Below are 21,835 nucleotides of genomic sequence, written 5' to 3' on the forward strand. Positions count from 1 at the left end.
AAAATATGCAGTTGAAAAGCATTAGCCTTGCAACACTGATAGCACTGCTCGCCAGTAGCACAGCACCTTTCATCTCTACAAAAGTGCTGTTTGCGTCAATGCGGGTATTAGCTCAAAGCACAAATTCCCTCAAAGAAGAAGCAGACAAATTGATAGAGCAAGGTAACCAACAGTTAAATACCAGCCAGTTTCAAGCAGCGTTGCGTTCTTACCAGCAAGCATTGAAGATTTACCAAAGCATCAAAGACAAACGAGGGGAGGGGATGTCTCTAAACAATCTGGGAATTGCTTACAAATCACTCGGTGACTACAAACAGGCGATACAGTACTATCAGCAGAGTTTGGAAATCGACAGGGCTATCGGTGATAAACAAGGTGAGGGGGCATCTCTGGGCAATCTGGGAATTGCTTACGACTCACTCGGAGACTACAAACAGGCGATACACTACCAGCAGCAGTCATTGTCAATCGACAGGGCTATCGGTGATAAACAAGGTGAGGGGAAATCTCTGGGCAATCTGGGACTTGCTTACCTCTCACTCGGAGACTACAAACAGGCGATACACTACCAGCAGCAGAGTTTGAAAATCTCCAGAGCTATCAGTGATAAACAAAGTGAGGGGAAATCTCTGGGCAATCTGGGACTTGCTTACCGCTCACTGGGAGACTACAAACAGGCGATACACTACCAGCAGCAGAGTTTGTCAATCGCCTTGGCCCTCGGTGATAAACAAGGTGAGGGGAATTCTCTGGGCAATCTGGGAAATGCTTACTATTCACTCGGAGAGTACAAACAGGCGATACACTACCAGCAGCAGAGTTTGTCAATCGCCTTGGCTCTCGGTGATAAACAAAGTGAGAGGGCATCTCTGGGCAATCTGGGACTTGCTTACCGCTCACTGGGAGAGTACAAACAGGCAATACAGTACCAGCAGCAAAGTTTGTCAATCGCCAGAGCTATCGGTGATAAACAAGGTGAGGGGAATTCTCTGGGCAATCTGGGAAGTGCTTACCACTCACTGGGAGAGTACAAACAGGCGATACACTACCAGCAGCAGAGTTTGTCAATCGCCTTGGCTCTCGGTGATAAACTTGGGGAGGGGGCGTCTCTAAACAATCTAGGACTTGCCCTGCTCAATTCTAACAACCCAAAAGCTGCTGAAACAAATCTCCACAAAGCAATTACAGTCTGGGAATCTATACGAACTAGCTTAGGCGATAACGACACATTCAAAGTCTCCATCTTTGAAACCCAAGCTGTTACCTACCGCCTCCTGCAACAAGCCCTGATTGCTCAAAATCAACCAACACAAGCTCTCTTAATTGCCGAACGAGGTAGAGCACAGGCTTTTGCAGAGTTACTTGCAGCGCGTCAACAATCGAACTCATCCGCTCCACCTAATATTGAACGAATCCAACAAATTGCTAAACAACAAAACGCCACTGTGGTTGAATATTCAATTGCTTCGGATGACTTATATATTTGGGTTATCAAACCAACTGGCAAAATTACCTTTCACAAAGTTGACATCAAAAACACCAACCTAGTCAATTTTGCAGAGGATACACGCACTGCTGCTGCAACTTTGGCTGAAGGGCGCGGCGTGGCAAATAATGTGATTAATGGCTTAGTTCGCCAGACTCGTTCTACTCTCAAAACAACAACTGATAACGTATCCTCACCAGAGACGACAGCAGATACGACACAGACAGTACGTCCTCTGGGCTGTCGGGGTAACAGTTGTCTCAAACAGATGTATAAGTTACTGATTCAGCCGATTGCGGCTGAACTACCAACCAATCCTGACTCGCGTGTTATCTTCATCCCTCATGAATCTCTCTTCCTGGTTCCTTTCGCTGCTTTGCAAGACGAGAATGAGAAATTCTTGATTGAAAAACATACTATATTAATTGCTCCCTCAGTTCAAGTACTTGAACTGACTCACCAAAAGCGACTCAAATTACAGCAAGCTGCTCAGAAAAACTCAGCCTTAATTGTCGGTAATCCCACCATGCCCAAGGTTGCTCCTAAAATTGGGGAATCAGCAGAACAACTCAAGTCATTACCCTACGCAGAAACAGAAGCGAAAAATATTGCTGAATTGTTCAAAACTCAACCGCTTGTGGGGAAACAAGCAACTAAGGCTGCTGTTCAACAACAAATGGTCAAAGCAAGAATTATTCACCTGGCGACTCACGGTTTACTTGACAACATAGATGAGCCAGGAATACCAGGGGTAGTAGCACTCGCTCCTGATGGTAATGATGATGGTTTACTCACTGCTAATGATGTTTTAAAGTTAAAGTTAAATGCTGAGTTAGTTGTGCTCAGTGCTTGCGATACTGGCTGGGGACGCATCACTGGAGATGGTGTGATTGGTTTACCACGTGCGTTCATCACTGCTGGTACTCCCAGTATTGTCGCATCTTTGTGGCAAGTACCGGATGAATCTACAGCGTTTTTGATGCCTGAGTTTTATCGCCAGTTACGGAATAACCGTGACAAAGCGCGTGCGTTAAGACAAGCGATGTTGGAAACTAGAAAGAAATATCCTAATCCGAGTGACTGGGCAGCATTTATTTTTATTGGTGAAGCTGAGTAGTTATATCAAGTTCGCTTAATTGCTTATAAATCCCTAGTGAACCCCACCCCGGTTTTGTCTAACGCTAAACACCTCCCCCTTAGCAAGTTACGGTGTACACACAAGTCATCGCATGACTCGAAATTTCCTCGAAACCTCACCCTGCCCTTCGGGCATCCCTCTCCTTACTAAGGAGAGGGAAAGATTTTAGCGAAGCTAAAAGCGAGGGTGAGGTTTGAAGTGAGATGTGTGTACACCGTAGTTGAGGGATGGGGTTCAGACATCGTGGAAATCATCCTGCAGATATGCAACGCCCCTTTTCTTCTACCTCTCGTGCCAGAAGTGAAAATGCAGAGTTTTTCTTAACGTTTTAGTGCGAAGTTATCATCCAATTAATAACGCAGAAACGAAAGCGAGAAAAATGGAAACAAAACAGCTAGGCAAAACAGGTATCTCCGTAAGTGCAATTGGTTTAGGGGCTATGCCAATGTCAATAAGCAGTCGTCCCCCAGAGTCACAGTCAATTGATGTCATCCATCGTGCCCTGGATTTGGGTATCACGTTCATTGACACAGCCGACTCTTACTGCAAAGATGAAAGCGACAAGCACCACAGTGAGCGATTGATTCACCAAGCTTTAGAATCCTACAAAGGCGATGTGAGTCATGTTGTTGTCGCAACCAAAGGCGGCTTAATGCGCCCAAATGGAAATTGGACACCCAACGGTAACCCACAGCATTTACGCGAAACCATCCGCATCAGCTTTGAGGCTTTGGGCGGTAAAAAACCGATTGATTTGTGGCAATATCACTCACCAGATAAAAGTTATACCATAGAGGAATCCCTCGCACCAGCCAAAGAAGCCGTGGATGCGGGAATGATTCGGTTCGTAGGAGTTTCCAACTTTTCTGTAGAACAAATAAAACGGGCACGGGATGTGGTTGATATTGTCTCGGTGCAAAATCAATACAACCCTTGGCAACGTCAGCCAGAATTTGATGGCGTATTGGAGTATTGTCAGCATGAGAATTTGACATTTCTACCTTGGAGTCCTTATGGCGGTAGGCGTCGCCATGATGGCTTGGAAGATATTGGGGCGATCGCCAAACTCGCCAAAGAAAAAGGCGTATCAGTCTATAATATTGTCCTGGCTTGGTTGCGTGCTAAATCGCCTGCGATATTGCCTATTCCTGGCGCAAGCAAAACTTCCAGCATTGAAGACACAGTACATGCTGTTGATGTGAAATTATCAGATGAAGAAGTGCAAAGAATAGATCGCGAAATCTAAAAACATTACCTTGCTTCGCTTAGTCATATAACCCAATACAAAATATTTTCCGGACTAAATTTGGGTATCTTACCTGAATCTAAAATACAAAGTTGTATCATATCAGCTATATAAAATAAGCTGATATTTTTTTGATCAAGCTCACAAATATTGTTATCTTTTCTGACTGCCAAAATCTAATATAATCTGCTTGACAACGTTTTACCTCAACTCAGATCTTGCATCATAATTCTCGTCCGCCAAGAAATAAATTTCTTGGCTCAAAGTTTAAGTCCGTTAAAACGGACTAAATAAGTCTTTCAGTCCGTTTTAACGGACTTTGGCTATAAGCCTTGAACTTAAGTTCAAGGCGTACTAAAGTCAAGGTGCAAGATCTGAGTCAATAAAAAATCTTTAATAAAAGCTATTGTATTACTCAATTATTCTTAACTCTGTGTGCTGTATTATACGTCACCCCAAAAATTGAGAAACCGCACGAATTCCCTATACACGCTTGCATCAAAAGTGAAGAAGATTTTACTGATAAAAAATTTAACCAAAATCTGATTAAAAAACTATGTTCCCTTTTAAAGCAACGAGTAAAGCAACGAGAGGCAACATTAATTTCCTTAATTTCCTTAAATACTTTTACAAAATTTTCACTCGTCCGACATCAAAAATGTGGGTTTGGGTAATTGCTTTTTTTAGTGTCAGTGCTTTTGACGGCTGGTTAATCAAACAATCTTCTGTTGTTTCTGTGCCTACAGTCATTTATTTGGCTATTTTTCCCTTAGCTTCTATTATTTCTAGGCGTCTTTCCAAGACTACTTGGAGATTGGTACTTTTTGTAGTTTTTTCACGTTCTATTTTAGCTATTAGTTTATCTATTTTACATTTGCCAAAGCTTTCAGCTTTCACAATAATTATGTATTGTATAAATATTTTATTATTCGCTTTTCTATTGCTTGATGTAACAAGTACCCGTGGAATTGTAGCTCCAGCTTTAACAGTTATTTTGATAATCTTGCTGTGGATGATAATCGGTTGGCAAGTGATTATCCGTTTAGTTTTGTATTGTAATTTAGTAGTGATTTTCAACAAAGCCGCCACAAGGTTAAACAAATATTTAAATAGTTTCAATGCTGCTATGGCTGTTTTGACAGGAACCGCAGCCTTTGGATTGGCACTAGGATGGATGCTGGCTGGCTTATGAATTAGGAGTTTTGCTCAAGAAGACGAGGCAAGGAATCCCCGCAACTTCAGCTAACGGCGAGGAATTGTCTCCTTGCCCCGTCTTAGTCATTAGTCAATAGTCATTAGTAAGAAAAAGCACGATTTTCGTGAAAAACATACTAATGACTAAGAACTAATGACTAATGACTCGAAATCTCCCGGCTTTTTATGAAATTAAACGGAGTGAAAATTTCATAGCCGGGAGATGAGTTAAGTTTTGCGGTAAGATTATAAACTTGCAATCAATCAGGACGCTTGCTGACTGGAGAAGCTATTATGGCCCGGATGTACTATGACGAAGACGGAAATTTAGACCTTTTGGCACAAAAAACCATTGCCATAATTGGCTATGGTTCCCAAGGTCACGCCCACGCCCTTAATCTTAAAGATAGTGGTTTGAACGTGATTGTCGGACTATATCCGGGTAGTAAGTCAGCGGCGAAAGCTGAAGCTGCTGGGTTAACCGTGAAAAATGTTGCCGATGCTGTTAAAGCCGCTGACTTCATTATGATTTTGTTGCCAGATGAAGTGCAAAAAACGGTTTATAAAAACGACATTGAACCCAATCTGGAAGAAGGAAATGTTTTGTTATTTGCCCACGGCTTTAATATTCATTTTGGTCAAGTTGTCCCACCTGAGAACGTAGATGTAGTCATGGTTGCACCCAAAGGACCAGGACACCTAGTACGCCGGACTTATGAACAAGGGGAAGGTGTACCTTGTTTGTTTGCGGTGTTTCAGGATGCGAGTGGTCAGGCACGCGATCGCGCAATGGCATATGCTAAAGGTATCGGTGGTACCCGCGCTGGTATTCTCGAAACAACTTTCCGCGAAGAAACCGAAACCGATTTGTTTGGTGAACAAGCAGTTCTGTGCGGTGGTTTAAGTGCTTTAATTAAAGCTGGTTTTGAAACTTTGGTGGAAGCTGGTTATCAACCAGAGTTAGCTTATTTTGAATGTCTCCACGAAGTCAAATTGATTGTTGATTTGGTTGTGGAAGGCGGTTTAGCTAAAATGCGCGACAGTATTTCCAATACCGCTGAATATGGCGATTATACTCGTGGACCTCGGATTGTAAATGAACAAACCAAGGCAGAAATGCGCAAAATTCTCCAAGAAATTCAATCTGGTCAATTTGCACGAGAATTTGTTTTAGAAAACCAATCTGGTAAACCTGGATTTACTGCTATGCGTCGTCAAGAGGCTGAACATCGTGTTGAAGAGGTGGGTAAAGATTTACGCGCTATGTTCAGTTGGTTGAAGAAGTAATTAACCGTAGATGCACAATCTTTTTTAGACTTATTCCCAGGTTTAACCTGGGAATGTCTTTTTAAGCCAAAGCTCTTCACAATATGGTAAATGCTGCAAAAAATATTTTTTGTGAAATCTATTCGTTGAAAAATAATAAATGATTTTTTAGATTGCTCTGCGGGAAAATTGATAGTACAAGAAAATAGCAATCATTGCGCCTAATACTGCAACGAACAAACCAGGAAGACTCAAAGTTGCAGTAGTTAGTGTGAATGTTCCAGTTTGCAGTACGTTAACTAATGTTCCACCAACGAAAGCACCAACAATACCTAGAACTATTGTCGATAATATTCCGCCACCTTGATAACCAGGATAGATTGCTTTTGCAATAGCGCCAGCTAGAATACCTAAAACGACCCAAGCAATAAGATTCATTATTTTGTCTCCTTTCGTGTCTTTTCTTTATGCATTCTATTTAAACTTATCCAATACTTTTTATTCATCTTTCATAAGAAACAGTTGGAACTTATCTTCAGTTAGAAAACAAAAGTGATGCAAGTCACATCTTAGTATGACTTAATTAATTGTCATCAGTCTAAAGTCATAATTTTATTGGTTTATACCACATTATGCACGAGTTAACAGTTTCAAGTTATGCCCATTGGAGTCTAGGAAATAGAAGCCACGATTTCCTTTTATGTGGTTAATTTGACCTTTATTTCGGTGCATGGGATCGCTACTATATTCAAGACCTGCTTCTTTAACTCGCGCAAAACTTGCATCGAATTCCTGATCACTAACATGGAATGCATAGTGGTGGGGATCAAATTCTTCAGAGTTAGCAAAGTCAAGCGTTAATGACACATTAACCCGCACGACAGCAAAGTGACTCAAGGGAGCTTCTAGCTTGAAACCAAAAAGCCGTATTGTTAATTTATGCGATCAGCTTCGCTGGCTCCTAAAGGAGCATCGCGTCTGAAGAACGCCTCATCCAACACTGTTAACATTTCCGGAGCAGTGTTAGATACTAACCCAGAAAATGACGGTTGGTTTGATTTAGAGGTTTGGGGTAGGCGTCAGCAGATTGTGTTGGGCTTAAAATATTTAAAAGAATTAGGCTTACAAATTTGGTTGTAATTCTTGACATTATTTAAACCGCGTATCATGATTTTTTACAACCTATTGGAGAGAGAAAACGATGGCTCATGCTTGCTGTGGTCCCGGCTACGCTTCTCCTGAAGCAGCAACGAAAGCAGAACGTGAAAAGGTACTATATACAGTTGCACTCTACACAGGTTCAAGTATTGTTGAACCAGATTATCTTGCAACCGTAGACGTTGATCCCAACTCTCCTACATACGCCCAAGTGATTCACCGCCTGCCAATGCCTTATGTTGGTGATGAACTCCACCATTTCGGCTGGAATGCTTGTAGTTCTTGTCACGGCGATGCTAGTAAATCTCGGCGTTTTATGGTGATTCCTGGTCAACGTTCCAGTAGAATTCACATTGTAGATACAGCAAATATCAAAGCACCGAAACTCCACAGAGTTATTGAACCGGAGGAAATCAAGGAAAAAACCAATTTAACAGCCCCTCATACCGTACATTGTCTAGCTGATGGTCATGTCATGATTTCCATGTTGGGTGATAGCGAGGGGAATGGTCCAGGTGGCTTTTTGTTGCTGGATGAAAATTTTGACATTGCTGGACGTTGGGAACGTAAAGCCGACGGTATGCGTTTCAACTACGACTTTTGGTATCAGCCGCGTCACAATATCATGGTGAGTAGTGAGTGGGGTGCACCCAAAACCTACTATCCTGGGTTTGATCTCAACGATGTAACCGCCGGAAATTATGGTCACCAACTGCATTTTTGGGATTGGTCGAAACACGAAATTATCCAAAGTTTTGACTTAGATCAAGAAGGACTCATCCCCTTAGAAGTGCGCTTTCACCATAACCCTGATAGCACTCACGGGTTTGTTGGTGCTGCACTCAGCAGTAATGTTTGGCATTGGCACAAATCCAACGGTCATTGGCAAGTTGAGAAAGTGATTGATGTACCATCAGTGGAAGTGGAAGGCTGGCCCATTCCTGTACCATCACTGATTACCGATATCCTGCTTTCAATGGACGATCGCTACATCTATTTTTCCAACTGGCTGCATGGTGATATCCGCCAATATGATATCAGTGACCCCTCCCATCCTAAACTCACAGGTCAAGTTTGGGTTGGTGGCTTGTTGGGCAAAACTGGCGAAATTCAAAGTCATAAACTGAGTGGTGGACCGCAGATGCTACAACTGAGTCTTGATGGCAAACGGCTTTATGTAACTAATTCTCTGTTTAGCACTTGGGACAATCAGTTTTACCCTGACTTAGCCAAGGCTGGTTCATATTTGTTGCAGATAGACTGCGATACTGAAAACGGAGGTCTGAAAATCAACGAGAATTTCTTCGTTGACTTTGGTAAGGAACCCGCTGGTCCATCCCGCGCTCATGAGATGCGCTATCCTGGTGGCGATTCTACCTCTGATATTTGGGTATAAAAAAGCATATGGCAGGCAAGATGCCTGCCGCAGGAAATATGTATGAAAACATATAAAATTGAACTTGTTAATCGCGACAAGTTTGTTGTCCAAGTTGCAGAAAATCAGTACATCTTAGATGCTGTGGAAGAAGCAGGTTTGCGCTTACCTGTGGGTTGTCGATATGGTGCTTGTATCACTTGTGCGGCGCGTTTGATTGAGGGTCAGGTGGATCACTCTAGAACAGTTGTCCTCAAACCCGCACAGTCAGATCAAGGCTATGTGCTACTTTGCGTTGCCTATCCTCGCTCAGATTGCAAATTTGAAGTGGGTGTAGAGTGCCAGAACAAACTTTACATTAATCCTTTTAAAGGTGGTCGTTAGATAAGCGCTTAACGCTTAACGCTTAACAGGCTTGATGGTCTGGTGGTATCCGTATTTTCTCATTAGTTCATGTCCTAATCTACCTGGCAACTGCTATATCTTCTCATACCATGTCCGCCTAATTAATTATAATTCGGTGCATCTGTGCCAAAACCTAAAAACTCTTTCTCCGGTGCTCCCTACCCCCTGCTCCCGAAGAGCCTTAATGATAAGTCTTTAACCGGACACGATATCATATCGTCTTCTGGACGGGTGCTTTGCGCCATCGCCACCTTTACCATGATTTCTATACCAAAAAAAACGCAAAGGCGCTCTTATCAAACTTTGCGCCTTTGCGTGAGATTTTTTCTTCACCTAATTTTAAGTTGTCAACACCTGCACTGGTAAGCGCTTGAACGCAAGCCGCTCATTCTCGATATCCACAAAGATGGTATCCCCATCATTAAATTCACCACGCAAGATAGCTTTGGCAATCTGAGTTTCTAACTCGCGTTGAATTGCTCGCTTCAGCGGACGTGCTCCGAATACTGGATCATAGCCTACTTCTGCTAAAAAGTCAAGAGCAGCATCGGAAAGTTTGAGAGACATTTTGCGTTGGCGAAGCCCACCGGAGGTATCGCTCAATCTTTGCTGTAGTCTAGCAACTTGCAACTGCACAATTCGGCGCAATTCTTGTTTCTGCAAACTGTGGAAGATGATAATTTCGTCGATACGGTTGAGGAACTCAGGACGGAAGCTATTTCGCATCGCTTCCATCACCCGATGGCGCATTTCATCGTAACGTGAGTCATCTCCTGACACATCTAAGATATACTGTGAACCGATGTTGCTGGTCATGATGATCACGGTATTCTTGAAATCTACCGTATGTCCTTGAGCATCAGTGACTCGACCATCATCGAGAATTTGCAACAAGATGTTAAAGACATCTGGGTGTGCTTTTTCGATTTCGTCGAACAAAATCACCGCGTAGGGACGACGACGAATTGCTTCAGTCAGTTGTCCGCCTTCGTCGTAACCGACGTATCCTGGAGGCGCACCGATGAGTCTGGAAACGGCGTGTTTCTCCATGTACTCGGACATATCTATCCGCACCAGCGCTTCTTCGGTGTCGAACATATAAGACGCCAAGGCTTTCGCGAGTTCAGTTTTACCGACACCTGTTGGACCAAGAAAAACAAAGCTTGCGATCGGACGATTGGGATCAGCAAGTCCAGCGCGAGAACGTTGAATTGCATCTGCGACAGCACTGACTGCTTCTTCTTGTCCAACCACGCGGTGATGCAGTTCATCTTCTAAGTGCAGCAGTCTTTCTTTCTCTGATTCCACCAGCTTGCTGATGGGAATTCCTGTCCACTTGGAAATGACTTCCGCAATGTCAGCTTCAGTGACTTCCTCGCGCAATAAGGACTTTCCACTGCGTTGTGCTTGAGCAAGTTCAGTTTCTACTGCTTCCAAATCGCGATGCAAACTAGTTAACTTGCCGTATTTTAACTCAGCAGCGCGGTTGAGGTCGTAGTCGCGTTCTGCTTGTTGAACTTCCAAGTTGACACGGTCAATTTCTTCTTTAACAGACTGAATTTTTGTGATAATGTCTTTTTCAGACTGCCATTGAGCATTGAGTGTGCTTTGGTCTTCTTTAAGATCTGCAAGTTCTTTGTCTAGTCTTTCCAGACGTTCTCTGGATGCTACATTGCTTTCTTTTTGCAGTGACAGCTTCTCCATTTCTAGTTGCAGAATCTTGCGGTCGATTTCGTCGAGTTCTTCGGGTTTGGAGGTAATCTCCATCTTGAGTCTAGCCGCAGCTTCGTCTACCAAGTCAATTGCTTTGTCTGGTAAAAAGCGATCGCTAATATATCGACTCGACAATGTAGCAGCAGCAACTAAAGAACTATCGGAAATTTTCACACCGTGGTGAACTTCATACCGTTCTTTCAAACCGCGCAAAATGGAAATGGTATCTTCAACAGAGGGTTGATCCACATAAACCTGTTGGAAGCGTCTTTCCAAAGCAGCGTCTTTTTCGATATATTTACGGTATTCATCTAAAGTTGTCGCACCAATACAGCGCAATTCACCCCGCGCCAACATCGGTTTTAACAAGTTACCCGCGTCCATTGCGCCTTGAGTCGCACCAGCACCGACAACGGTATGAATTTCATCAATAAATAAAACTATATTACCGTTCGACTCGGTTACTTCTTTTAAGACTGCTTTGAGACGTTCTTCAAATTCTCCCCGGAATTTTGCTCCCGCAATCAAAGCACCCATATCTAAACCTATGAGCTTGCGGTCTTTGAGGGACTGGGGTACATCACCAGCTATGATACGTTGTGCGAGTCCTTCGGCGATCGCAGTTTTACCAACCCCTGGTTCACCAATCAACACAGGGTTATTTTTGGTACGACGCGACAGAATTTGAATCGTGCGGCGAATTTCATCATCACGTCCAATCACTGGGTCAAGTTTACCTTGACGGGCAGCTTCTGTCAGGTCACGCCCATATTTTTCCAGTGATTGGTATTTACCTTCTGGATTTTGGTCGGTCACTTTTTGGCTCCCACGAATTTGTTTAATAATATTTTTAAGCTTACTTTCGTCTAACCCAAATTCTTGGTACAATTTCTTGCCGAAACGGTCATCTTTAGCGTAACCCAGCAGCAAGTGTTCAATAGAAATATATTCGTCTTGCAACTCCTTACGATAACCGTCAGCGCGGTCAAGAAGAGTATCCAAGCTGCGTCCTAAGTACACAGAACTGCTGCTACCAGAGACTTTGGGCTGAGTTTGAATAAATTGTTCGGTGCGATCGCGCAGTTTTTGCAGATTCACACCCGCTTTGGTAAAAACACCGTTGGCTAGTCCTTCTTGATCCAGCAGTGCTTTCATCAGGTGTTCACTTTCAATCTGCTGTTGTTGATATTGTTTAGCAGTATCTGGAGTGTGGGCGATCGCTTCCCAGGCTTTTTCTGTAAATTGGTTTGGATTAGTTGGTTGCATAGGCTTATATTAGGGCGAGTTACTTTAGGCGCACGCTGTAGTGCAGATAGAACAAGTGTATAGTTTGTTCGTATATCGCCATTGTAAAAAGAGGACGGCAAGTGGCTGGATCGGTGTTCACGTCTTTATTGAGTGGTATTTCCGTCCAATGAGTCTTTGCAGTTAAGAACAACGCAGAACACAGAACGCGCCAAGGCAGAATACAGAATACACAATAGGAGCTGGCGTTGCTGATTTTAAGACCTACACCCCTATACCCCTTGCCCAAACCCCAATGGAAGCGATCGCCCACTCTAATGCTAAAATCAAATGATATTTACCCAAAAAATCAGGAGCCATGACAGTTACAATTACCCCAACAGATAGCTTGGGAGAATTTCTGAAGCTCCCTGAAACAAAGCCAAGCCTAGAATACATCAACGGCGAGATTGTACAAAAGCCAATGCCGAAAGGAAAACACAGCCGTTTACAGTTAAGGCTTTGCAATACAATCAACGAGAACACAGAAAACCAGAAAATTGCTTATGCCTTCCCAGAATTGCGCTGTAGCTTTGGTACACGCTCCATTGTACCTGATATAGCAGTTTTTAAATGGTCAAGAATTCCCTTTGATACCGATGGGGAAGTTCCCAATGATTTTTTATTGTACCCAGATTGGACAATTGAAATCCTCTCCCCAGAACAAAGTTCAAATCGGGTAATTGGGAATATTCTTTATTGCTTACAACATGGTTGTCAACTAGGATGGTTAATCGATCCAGCAGATAGGTCTATTTTAGTCTTTCAACCAGGTCAACAACCAGAATTATTATTAGGTAGCGATCGCTTGTCAGTATTAGAGAATATTGACCTAAACTTAACAGTAGATAGGATTTTTGGTTGGCTGAAGATGTCCGGTGATTAGCCAACAGGATCAGGCACTTGGCGCAATTATACTTCATTTACCGCTTTAATCGCCTTCCTCAGAGCGCAAAGCCCAAAATATTCCGTTATATTGACCAAAATTGGGTCAAACGTACCCAACCCAAATGCGTTCGCCTAGGTTGGTTCCTTTGGAGCATCGCTTGATACTGGTGCGGGAAGTGATGCTAATTTAGTAAAAGTGTCATCTATGTCAACTGCTTATAGCTACAATTACTCATAACGAAATCCCACTTCACAGGATCTACTATCCTCAAAGAATTTTTGCAATACAACCGTCTTGATCGGCTCATGGCTCCAAAAATCTTTACCAGCAGCAATCAAAATGCTCAAATGATAAAGAAAAACCGATTTCCTAGATGGCGCAGCATCTTTTTTGGCGTTCGCACACGCATCCTAATCTGGTACGTTGTGCTGATGGCATTCTCCACATTAGTATCTATCCTGGCAATTCGTGAGGTTCTGCTTGTCCGACTTGAACACGAGGTTGAAAAGTTTCTCACCCAGGAGGTAAAACAGTTTAGACGATTGACCGAGGGGAAGAACCCTAGCACGGCTCAACCTTTCGGGGATGATGTTGCTGCCATTTTTGATGTATTTTTGTCCCGCAACATTCCCCATGAGGACACGTTTTTGATTACGCTGTTGAATGGGAAATTTTATAAATCGAGTCCGCAAGCCTTGCCAATTGGTTTACAGCCCAATTCAGTCCTTATTAAAGACTGGCAGAAGCTCAAACAGCCCAAGCAAGGTAAGGAATTCATCTCAAGTCATACTATCTACTATATGGCTGAGCCGATACTCAAAGGCAAAACTCAGGGTGTCTTTGTGGTCATTTACTCTAGTAGTAGCGCTCATCAGCAGGTGAACCAGGCAGTTGTCGTCATTATTCAGGTGACAATAGCTGTTCTAGCCATAGCATCGGTGCTGGCTTGGGTAGTGGCTGGGCGGTTATTGGCTCCCCTACGCTTACTCATCGAAACAGCGCACTTAATTACCGAATCTGACTTATCTCGACGCATCCCCGTGCAGGGAGTAGACCAAATTGCCGAACTTACCATCACGTTCAATGAGATGTTAGACCGTCTCCAGACTGCTTTCGCCAGTCAACGAAACTTCATCAACGATGCAAGTCATGAACTGCGGACGCCAATCACAATTATCCGAGGTCATTTGGAACTACTGGGTGACGATCCCCAAGAACGACGTGAAACAGTGGAATTAGTGACTGATGAGCTTGATCGCATCAGTCGCTTTGTCGATGACTTACTATTACTTGCTAAGGCAGAGCAACCGAATTTTTTAAACCTACAAACGGTGGATATTAGTTTACTAATTGGGGAACTGTATACTAAAGCCACGGCTTTAGCTCAGCGAGACTGGCGTTTGGAAAACAAGGGTGTAGGGCTGATTGTGGCTGACCGCCAGCGTCTGACTCAGGCTATCATGAATTTGGCTCAGAATGCTACGCAGTACACCAGTGATGAGGATGTCATTGCCCTTGGTTGCGAGCTTTTGAACGGTAAGGTTCGTTTTTGGGTGCGTGACACAGGCGTTGGTATTCCCCTAGCCGACCAAGAACGCATCTTCCAGCGCTTTGCTCGTGGTTCTAGTAGTCCCCGTCGTTCTGAGGGCGCTGGTTTGGGATTGTCTATCGTACGAGCGATCGCAACAGCACATGGCGGTCGAGTAGAACTTAAAAGCAAACTCGCAAAAGGTTCTACATTCACTCTTATCATTCCACTAGATCCACCCTTTGGAGATTCTGTATGACTGATCGGATTCTGATTGCTGAAGATGAACCGCGCATAGCCACTTTCATAGAAAAAGGGTTACGGGCGTCGGGGTTTTCTTCCGCAATTGCCAAAGATGGTCACGAAGCCTTGAGCATGGCTCAAACTGGGGATTTTAACCTCCTGATCCTTGACATTGGTCTACCTGGCAAAGATGGTTGGATGGTATTGGAAGAATTACGCGGTCAGGGCGAACAGATCTCTATCATAATCCTCTCCGCTCGTGACGAGGTAAGTGATAAAGTTGCCGGACTAGAAGGTGGCGCTGACGACTACATCACAAAACCCTTTCGGTTTGAAGAATTGCTGGCACGGGTACGGGCGCGGTTACGCGACAATCGTTTGGTTAGACGACAGGAAGAAACGATTCTTAAAACAGGCAAGATTGTGCTAAACCTGCTGACACGTCAGATTTGGGTTGGGGATCATCTACTCAAGTTATCAGCACGAGAATTTATCCTGGCTGAAACCTTTGTCCGTCATCCAGGACAAGTCATGAGCCGAGAGCAATTGCTAAGTCGAGTTTGGGGCTATGACTACGATCCCGGTTCTAATGTTGTTGATGTCTGCGTTGGTTCCCTGCGCAAAAAGCTAGGTCACGACTACATCGAAACAGTCAGGGGTATGGGCTATCGACTGCGAACATGAAATTTCTCTCATCAAGTTTTCATAAAGAATTAATAAGTATTGTAGAGGATGTTAAAGGTAACTGTAGTAATCAGGGTCTGTTGATTATCACCTACATTTTTTCAGCTTCATACAAGTTGCGTAAAAATGCGAACTAGTATCAAGAAACCAAGAATAGTATTACTGATAACTACAACTAGTATCAGTTAATTGGCTGTGAGATGCCATTTTGAAGGTCAGTAAAGTATGTACATATTGGCTTTGATGCTAGGCGGAAAAATTTAGGTTATTTTGCTCAACAAGTAGAGGATGCTGGTTGAACGATATTATTCTTGGAAAAATGTATTGTGATTAGTATAACTTTCAAGGCTGTAGAAATACTGAATCTGAAATACGGAAAAAGGAAGATGACAATCAGAGACCTCAAAGCTAAACGCTCCATCGTCAACGACCTAGTGGCGTCCGTAGTTGTGTTTCTCGTTGCTCTACCACTGTGCATGGGAATTGCGATCGCTTCCGGGGTTCCCCCAGAACTGGGAATAATCACAGGAATTGTTGGCGGAATGATTGTCGGTACTATTGCTGGCTCTCCATTACAGGCAAGTGGACCGGCGGCTGGGCTTGTTGTTATAGTTTGGGAATTGGTTCAAGAGTATGGCATTGAAATGCTAGGACCGGTTCTTATACTCGCGGGTTTAGTGCAGTTACTCGCGGGGATCTTCAAACTGGGACAGGTTTTCCGAGCAATATCTCCCGCAGTCATCTACGGAATGCTAGCAGGGATCGGTGTACTGATATTTGCTTCTCAATTCCATGTGATGTTTGACAGTAAGCCCAGTGCTCATGGAATCAATAACTTACTTTCTATTCCCAGCGAGTTGTACAAGTCAATTTATCCTGCTACAGGTAACAGCCATTTTATTGCAGGAAGTGTGGCTTTAATTACCATTATTACCCTTCTTGCTTGGGAAAAGTTCAAGCCAAAAAAATTAAAATTGCTACCAGGCTCCTTGATCGCTGTTGTGATTGCAACTGCGATCGCCTCTGTGATGAAGTTGCCTATTCAGTACGTCAATGTACCCGATAATCTTGTCAGCAGTATTCACCTGCCAAAGTTAGAGAACTTGATTGGTGTATTCAAGCCCTCTTTGCTGTTGCAAGCCGTAGCACTCGCCTTTATCGCCAGTGCAGAAAGCCTACTCTCAGCGGCGGCGGTAGACAGACTTCAGCACGAATCAAAAACTGACTTCGACCGCGAACTCGCAGCCCAAGGCTTTGGTAACATAATTTGCGGCGCATTAGGAGCGCTACCAATGACGGGTGTGATTGTCCGCAGTTCTGTTAACGTGGAAGCAGGAGCCAAAACCAGATTATCTGCGATTCTTCACGGAGTCTGGCTATTCGCTCTTGTTGGTATTGCACCTTCGGTACTAAATCTCATTCCCACTTCCAGCCTTGCGGCAATTCTAGTGGTTACAGGCTACAAGCTGGTGAAAGTAGAGAATATCCGCAAGCTGCAACGATACGGGCGTATCCCTGTATTCATCTATTTTGCCACCTTGGGCGGAATTCTCACTGCTGACTTACTGTTTGGCGTATTACTCGGTCTTGTGCTGTCAGCAGTTAAGTTAATATACAAAGTTTCCCACCTCTCTATCCATGTCTTTGCGGATGCAAACGACCACCGCATTGATGTGTATTTGGAAGGTATGGCTACATTTATTCGCCTACCTCATCTTGCCAAAGTCCTTGAGCAGATTTCCCCAGGCAAGGAAATTCATATCCACCTACAGATGCTGAGCTATATTGACCATTCCTGTCTTGACTTTTTGTCGATGTGGGAAGAGCAACAGGAAAACAAAGGAAGCACTGTGATCATGCAGTGGGATCGGTTGGTAGAACGCTACAGCAAACCACTTGTCTATGGGCGATCGCCCGAAGAGGACAAGCCAAGCCAATCGCACTTAACTGTCTAACAGTTTTAACTGAACTATTTCGTGTATTTCAACAAAAGGGAAATTGTGTATGAATACGATAGATGCAATAGCATTAACATTACTTAATACTATTGTTTGTTTTACTTTGCCCAAACTTTTGTCTTTAATGACGCCTGGTAAAAACAAACGTACTGCACTTGATTCTCGTTCCCAAACTCAGCCTGGGAATCGTCTCAAAAGAGGTTCCGCCTCGTATATTTACACCTTTGCTAGCAATACGCCAAGGGCGTCTGCGCGAAGTGCGATACGCGTAGCGTCAAGCGTTCGACTCAGCGCTTACGCCGAAGTCCAAAGGCTTATCGCTTCAAGGATTGTCGATAGTTAATTTCAATTCTTGCACCTCGCCCAAGTACGCTTAGATATTGCACAATTCTCACGTCTTGCACTCTCGTCCGCCTGGGATTGAAATCCCAGTCTCATAGGCAAAGTCATCTAAAAGATGACTGCATGAGCTTTTCAGTCTACTTTAGTAGACTTGGACTGTCAGCCTTGGAATTGATTCCAAGGCGGTTGAAATGAGCTAATCTTTTTCTCGTTCCCAGACTCCGGCTGGGAATGCCCATGCTGAGGCTCAGCCTCACCTCAAGGAGGGACTACGAAACTTGACTGCGATCAAACAACCACTCATCACCAACTATCTCCTCTAAGCGTTGAATCAGTCGGGGAAGAAAATATTCCGGATCATCCAACCTTTGCTGGAAAAACCAAGTCTCAAACGCTTCCTGCGTCTCAATTCCTCGAGCACCCGCCGCCGCTGATAACATCGTGACACTCAATTCCTGGAGTTTCTCTAACTGCGGATGTCCTTCGCCACCAAGGTTGCAAAAGAATGCTGCCGTTATCCCAAGCAAGGCTTCCAGTTCATCGCCTTGAGGTACTGCGTGATACAAAGCATAGTTGACCGCAATTGTATCTGCTAAAGGGGTTTGAATTCTCAGCGTCAGCCAAATTGCTTGAGCCAGGTAAACCAAACCGTTATCATCTGCTAAGCCTAAGTTACTCAGAACTGTCACCAAATAACCATAAGCACGAACCTGTGCAAATGCCGAAGCGGCTTGCAGATTTAAGTCTAACTGCTTAGCTTTATCTCCTGTTTCACCTGCCCAATAAGCCAGATTTGCCTGGGTAAGGGCTTTGCCACCGACATCGCCAATCCGCTCATATATTTCCAAACATTGTTGCCAAAGTGCGATCGCTCTTTCGATGTCCCCTTGTTGGGCAATCACCCCTGCCATGTTGTTCAGGATAACGGCTTTACCACCGACATCGCCAATCCGCTCATATATTTCCAAACATTGTTGCCAAAGTGCGATCGCTCTTTCGATGTCCCCTTGTTGGGCAATAAACCATGCCATGTCGTTCAGGGTTGTGGCTTTACCACCGACACCGTTAATCCGCTCAGCTATTTCCAAGGATTGTTCCCATAGTGCGATCGCGCGTTCGATGTCTCCTTGTTGGGCAATCACCCGTGCCATGTTGCTCAGGATAGCGGCTTTTACTTCTAAGTCTGCTTCAGGGCAAAGCTTTAAAGCTTGCTGATAATGGGCAACAGCATCCTCAACTTTGCCCAAAAACGTTTCCACAGCGGCGATGGTTCCCAAAATGCGATAGTCCACAAACTTTTTCAGGAGTGGTTCACAAAGCTGCCCAATTTCCAAAAATCGGGAAGTCTTCAGCCAGCGATTTGCAATCCTATGCCCAACGCTGACAGCAATTTCCTGCTCCCCAGCCAGCAGTCCCAAGCGCACAATCTCCAGTCCTTGCTCTTCCCTATGTTCCTCAGACTCCTCCCACCACACTTGATAAATTTTCCTTGCTGCTCGCTGTCGCGTTGTTTGCCACTCTTCCTCACTCAATAACGGTTCCAGCAATAATTCTAAAATCGTCGTCACTCGATATTCTCCAGTTTGGCTGGCGTGAGTCGTGGCAGATTCAACTAAGCTGAGGCTGACGAGTTTGGGCATAACCGCCAGGGAATCAATTTCCTGGCTCATAGTCCAAGTCCGCTCAAGCGGACTAGAAGTTCCCTCTGCTAAATCTTCAGTCCTCTAAAGAGGACTTTCACTATTAGCCTGGGACTTTGAGTCCCAGGCGTTCAAGGAAATAGCCCTAACAACATCCTCCGTCACTGGCAGGTGAAACACACTCAACCTAGCCAGAAACTTTTTTTCTCCATCTTCCAACCCACTCAACAGCGTTTTCGCCAAAATATTTTCCCGAAACTCCCGCTGCGTATTCTCCAACCGCGTCAACAACTCATCTGATTCTAAACCCGGTTGCTTCTTAACTACATCCAACAGTCATCTCAACAAGCGGGGATTGCCGTCGGCTATTTTAATTATCCGCTGTTCGTCTACCTGTTGCTTGACTTCTTTGTCTAATTCCCGGTAGATTTTATCAACATCCGCCGAATTCATCGCCGCCAAAGATTCTAAATGCAGTTGGTGCGGTGGTAAGGTATCTTCTTTGAGGTAGCGACAGGTAACAATTAACCGACTCTCAGCGCCATTTTCCTCCAGCGCTGCACAAATCGCTTCTAAAATCCGGTAAGCTTCCGTCGTCATCCGCAGTGAATTATCTTCAATATTCGCTTTCGGGATGTTTTGCTCAAAGTCATCCAGCACCAACAACAACGGACTATCAATTTCTTCTGCTTCAATTCTCTCAAAAAAGTTTTGCAGTCGCCCTTTGAGAGAAACTTTTGGTTCATTTAGCAATGCGGGCACATCTGCAAACCGCTCAAACTTACGGGAAAGTTTATTGAGTAAGCCTACCTCATCCAAAGGTTCAATTAACACCACCCGCTCAAAATTCTGACGCTGTGCCTCGACTCGCGTACACAACCGCGCCGCCAAGGAACTCTTACCCAGTCCACCCATCCCAGCAATAAATACACCGATGTTGTCGCTGGTTTCTCGTAATGCTTGCAAACACCGTTGTAGCGGGCGTCTGCGTCCAACAAATTCTGAGCGACTAGCGACTTTCACGATATTGTTTTCATCCAGAAATTCGCTTTCCGGCTGTGTAGATTTCAGCTTTTCCCGCTTTTTGGTTCTCAGCGGTGTCACCAGTTGCTCAATTTGGCGCGTATCTCGATAAATCCGCAACAAATGCCAGTCGGAGCATTTTTGAGCAATCATTTCCTGTTGCGCTGCTTTTACTGCTCCTTCTACCGTTTCCCCCGTTGCCAAAGCTTGATAAAATGCTTGTGCCGCAATAATACCCGTCCGATCATACACCGGACGCGCCCAACCTAAAACAACACCCGCCCCCATCTTCACCAAAGCCTGCGCCATTGATGGGACTGTTCCCCGGTTGGCGACTTGCCCAGTGTGACAGCCAGAAAGAAAAATCACTTGTGGGAAGCGTCCCCGAAAGGCTTTCGCCAAATCCTCCACGGTAGTCAATTGTACCTTACCCACCTCATCTTCGGTGATGAAACACGGGGTATAATCCTTAATTTTTCTGCTTTTTGGCAGCAAACCCCCGAAATCTTCCTGAGTATAAATTATCCCGTGTCCGGTCAAGTGAAAGACATCAAAATAGTCTTCCTCATAAGATTTCACTAAATTAGTTAATTCCTGAACCGAGCCGCTTTCTTCTACAATCAAAGCTAGGGGTTGGTCTTTAGTTGCTTGCAGAATATTTGTTTCTTCCCGCTCATAATCAAGCACAGAAACCCTTGGATCTTCCGGCGAAGTCGCCATGAACAGCAACCGCAAAGGACGATTTTGCACGCCAGCCACATTCGTATTACGCTGCTGCACTGAACGCACAGGCAATACTGCTATATCCTGCAGTTCTAGTAAAAATCCTGTGCCATCATGTAGCAATTCCCACGGCAAATGAGCGAGTCCCAGCGCCACCCGTTGTGTTTCCGGGTTCAACCCCTGCGCCTCACTGGTTTGAATCAAATCCAGATAAATTGTCTGTTCTTCAGCCTCATCCAGCGCCCTTCTGAGCCATCCTTGCTTACCATCTATCCATTGGTAAAGTTGGCGTCCTATCTGGAGAAGTAAGGATGGGCGATCGCTCTCATGAGAGTAGTAATTTTGCTCACATTCATCAATTAGTTTACTCAATTCTGCTTGATTCAGAGAACGTGAGCCATAATCACAGCGTAGTTCAAAAGTTTGCTGTTGAGTGAGGGCGAAGGTGAAGGTCAGGGGCATGACTTGAACTTGTTGATTTTACAATTATAGCAGTTTTCGGTTGAGTCCAATACAGTCTGGTAAAATTAGACAAGGGTA

General features: G+C 44.3%; 17 protein-coding genes and 1 pseudogene. 12 read left to right on the forward strand and 6 right to left on the reverse strand.

The window, feature by feature from the left end:
* Positions 1–5: 5 nt before the first annotated feature.
* The 4 genes from AC5JM2_RS19640 (at position 6) to ilvC (ending at position 6,351) form a co-directional block, all read left to right on the forward strand.
* Positions 6–2,603, forward strand: a complete 2,598-nt coding sequence (locus AC5JM2_RS19640) for a CHAT domain-containing protein (RefSeq protein WP_495836518.1) — start codon at positions 6–8, stop codon at positions 2,601–2,603.
* Positions 2,604–3,003: 400 nt separating this feature from the next.
* Complete coding sequence (locus AC5JM2_RS19645) at positions 3,004–3,870, forward strand: aldo/keto reductase (RefSeq protein WP_495836519.1); 867 nt, start codon at positions 3,004–3,006, stop codon at positions 3,868–3,870.
* A gap of 556 nt (positions 3,871–4,426) precedes the next feature.
* Entirely contained in the window at positions 4,427–5,062 is a 636-nt protein-coding gene (locus AC5JM2_RS19650) for a hypothetical protein (RefSeq protein ID WP_495836520.1), read from the forward strand.
* Between the two features lie 296 nt (positions 5,063–5,358).
* Positions 5,359–6,351 carry a ketol-acid reductoisomerase gene (gene ilvC, locus AC5JM2_RS19655; RefSeq protein WP_169267002.1) on the forward strand — a complete coding sequence of 331 codons (993 nt, stop codon included), beginning with the start codon at positions 5,359–5,361 and terminating at the stop codon, positions 6,349–6,351.
* A gap of 147 nt (positions 6,352–6,498) precedes the next feature.
* On the opposite strand, the gene AC5JM2_RS19660 is transcribed toward ilvC, so the two are convergent.
* Complete coding sequence (locus AC5JM2_RS19660; RefSeq protein WP_495836521.1) at positions 6,499–6,768, reverse strand: GlsB/YeaQ/YmgE family stress response membrane protein; 270 nt, start codon at positions 6,766–6,768, stop codon at positions 6,499–6,501.
* A 192-nt stretch (positions 6,769–6,960) separates the two neighbouring features.
* Positions 6,961–7,257, reverse strand: a pseudogene (locus tag AC5JM2_RS19665) (VOC family protein); the annotation flags it as partial.
* A gap of 12 nt (positions 7,258–7,269) precedes the next feature.
* On the opposite strand from AC5JM2_RS19665, the gene AC5JM2_RS19670 reads away from it, so the two are divergent.
* The 3 genes from AC5JM2_RS19670 (at position 7,270) to AC5JM2_RS19680 (ending at position 9,247) form a co-directional block, all read left to right on the forward strand.
* On the forward strand, positions 7,270–7,470 hold the full coding sequence (locus tag AC5JM2_RS19670; RefSeq protein WP_495836522.1) for an NIL domain-containing protein: 201 nt from the start codon (positions 7,270–7,272) through the stop codon (positions 7,468–7,470).
* Between the two features lie 61 nt (positions 7,471–7,531).
* On the forward strand, positions 7,532–8,884 hold the full coding sequence (locus tag AC5JM2_RS19675; RefSeq protein WP_495836523.1) for a selenium-binding family protein: 1,353 nt from the start codon (positions 7,532–7,534) through the stop codon (positions 8,882–8,884).
* A 42-nt stretch (positions 8,885–8,926) separates the two neighbouring features.
* The gene (locus tag AC5JM2_RS19680) at positions 8,927–9,247 is read left to right on the forward strand and encodes a 2Fe-2S iron-sulfur cluster-binding protein (RefSeq protein WP_495836524.1); all 321 of its coding nucleotides are present in this window, start codon (positions 8,927–8,929) and stop codon (positions 9,245–9,247) included.
* A 360-nt stretch (positions 9,248–9,607) separates the two neighbouring features.
* On the opposite strand, the gene clpB is transcribed toward AC5JM2_RS19680, so the two are convergent.
* Complete coding sequence (clpB, locus tag AC5JM2_RS19685; protein ID WP_495836525.1) at positions 9,608–12,247, reverse strand: ATP-dependent chaperone ClpB; 2,640 nt, start codon at positions 12,245–12,247, stop codon at positions 9,608–9,610.
* A 337-nt stretch (positions 12,248–12,584) separates the two neighbouring features.
* Between clpB and AC5JM2_RS19690 the strand changes: the two genes are divergently transcribed.
* The 5 genes from AC5JM2_RS19690 (at position 12,585) to AC5JM2_RS19710 (ending at position 17,910) form a co-directional block, all read left to right on the forward strand.
* Entirely contained in the window at positions 12,585–13,151 is a 567-nt protein-coding gene (locus tag AC5JM2_RS19690) for a Uma2 family endonuclease (RefSeq protein WP_495836526.1), read from the forward strand.
* A 308-nt stretch (positions 13,152–13,459) separates the two neighbouring features.
* A complete protein-coding gene (locus AC5JM2_RS19695; protein ID WP_495836527.1) occupies positions 13,460–14,941 on the forward strand; it encodes a sensor histidine kinase in 1,482 nt (493 codons plus the stop codon).
* On the forward strand, positions 14,938–15,609 hold the full coding sequence (locus AC5JM2_RS19700) for a response regulator transcription factor (protein WP_495836528.1): 672 nt from the start codon (positions 14,938–14,940) through the stop codon (positions 15,607–15,609). Before AC5JM2_RS19695 ends, AC5JM2_RS19700 begins: the two co-directional genes overlap by 4 nt.
* 386 nt (positions 15,610–15,995) lie before the next feature.
* Complete coding sequence (locus AC5JM2_RS19705; RefSeq protein ID WP_495836529.1) at positions 15,996–17,564, forward strand: SulP family inorganic anion transporter; 1,569 nt, start codon at positions 15,996–15,998, stop codon at positions 17,562–17,564.
* A 49-nt stretch (positions 17,565–17,613) separates the two neighbouring features.
* Positions 17,614–17,910, forward strand: a complete 297-nt coding sequence (locus AC5JM2_RS19710) for a hypothetical protein (protein ID WP_495836530.1) — start codon at positions 17,614–17,616, stop codon at positions 17,908–17,910.
* 268 nt (positions 17,911–18,178) lie between these two features.
* On the opposite strand, the gene AC5JM2_RS19715 is transcribed toward AC5JM2_RS19710, so the two are convergent.
* The 3 genes from AC5JM2_RS19715 to AC5JM2_RS19725 are packed head-to-tail and all read right to left on the reverse strand — an operon-like array spanning position 18,179 to position 21,757.
* Positions 18,179–19,579, reverse strand: a complete 1,401-nt coding sequence (locus AC5JM2_RS19715) for a tetratricopeptide repeat protein (protein WP_495836531.1) — start codon at positions 19,577–19,579, stop codon at positions 18,179–18,181.
* Positions 19,580–19,633: 54 nt separating this feature from the next.
* On the reverse strand, positions 19,634–19,882 hold the full coding sequence (locus AC5JM2_RS19720) for a hypothetical protein (protein ID WP_495836532.1): 249 nt from the start codon (positions 19,880–19,882) through the stop codon (positions 19,634–19,636).
* Positions 19,883–19,885: 3 nt separating this feature from the next.
* A complete protein-coding gene (locus AC5JM2_RS19725) occupies positions 19,886–21,757 on the reverse strand; it encodes a CHAT domain-containing protein (RefSeq protein WP_495836533.1) in 1,872 nt (623 codons plus the stop codon).
* Positions 21,758–21,835: the final 78 nt, after the last annotated feature.

The organism is Brasilonema angustatum (genome assembly GCF_059505445.1).

Coding starts and splice junctions, on each gene's coding strand:
- AC5JM2_RS19695 (WP_495836527.1), top strand. CDS start 13,460: ATGGCTCCAAAAATCTTTACCAGCAGCAATCAAAATGCTCAAATGATA.
- AC5JM2_RS19705 (WP_495836529.1), top strand. CDS start 15,996: ATGACAATCAGAGACCTCAAAGCTAAACGCTCCATCGTCAACGACCTA.
- AC5JM2_RS19675 (WP_495836523.1), top strand. CDS start 7,532: ATGGCTCATGCTTGCTGTGGTCCCGGCTACGCTTCTCCTGAAGCAGCA.
- AC5JM2_RS19660 (WP_495836521.1), bottom strand. CDS start 6,768: ATGAATCTTATTGCTTGGGTCGTTTTAGGTATTCTAGCTGGCGCTATT.
- AC5JM2_RS19725 (WP_495836533.1), bottom strand. CDS start 21,757: ATGCCCCTGACCTTCACCTTCGCCCTCACTCAACAGCAAACTTTTGAA.
- AC5JM2_RS19645 (WP_495836519.1), top strand. CDS start 3,004: ATGGAAACAAAACAGCTAGGCAAAACAGGTATCTCCGTAAGTGCAATT.
- clpB (WP_495836525.1), bottom strand. CDS start 12,247: ATGCAACCAACTAATCCAAACCAATTTACAGAAAAAGCCTGGGAAGCG.
- AC5JM2_RS19640 (WP_495836518.1), top strand. CDS start 6: ATGCAGTTGAAAAGCATTAGCCTTGCAACACTGATAGCACTGCTCGCC.
- AC5JM2_RS19700 (WP_495836528.1), top strand. CDS start 14,938: ATGACTGATCGGATTCTGATTGCTGAAGATGAACCGCGCATAGCCACT.
- AC5JM2_RS19670 (WP_495836522.1), top strand. CDS start 7,270: ATGCGATCAGCTTCGCTGGCTCCTAAAGGAGCATCGCGTCTGAAGAAC.
- AC5JM2_RS19710 (WP_495836530.1), top strand. CDS start 17,614: ATGAATACGATAGATGCAATAGCATTAACATTACTTAATACTATTGTT.
- AC5JM2_RS19680 (WP_495836524.1), top strand. CDS start 8,927: ATGAAAACATATAAAATTGAACTTGTTAATCGCGACAAGTTTGTTGTC.
- AC5JM2_RS19715 (WP_495836531.1), bottom strand. CDS start 19,579: ATGAGCCAGGAAATTGATTCCCTGGCGGTTATGCCCAAACTCGTCAGC.
- AC5JM2_RS19690 (WP_495836526.1), top strand. CDS start 12,585: ATGACAGTTACAATTACCCCAACAGATAGCTTGGGAGAATTTCTGAAG.
- AC5JM2_RS19650 (WP_495836520.1), top strand. CDS start 4,427: ATGTTCCCTTTTAAAGCAACGAGTAAAGCAACGAGAGGCAACATTAAT.
- ilvC (WP_169267002.1), top strand. CDS start 5,359: ATGGCCCGGATGTACTATGACGAAGACGGAAATTTAGACCTTTTGGCA.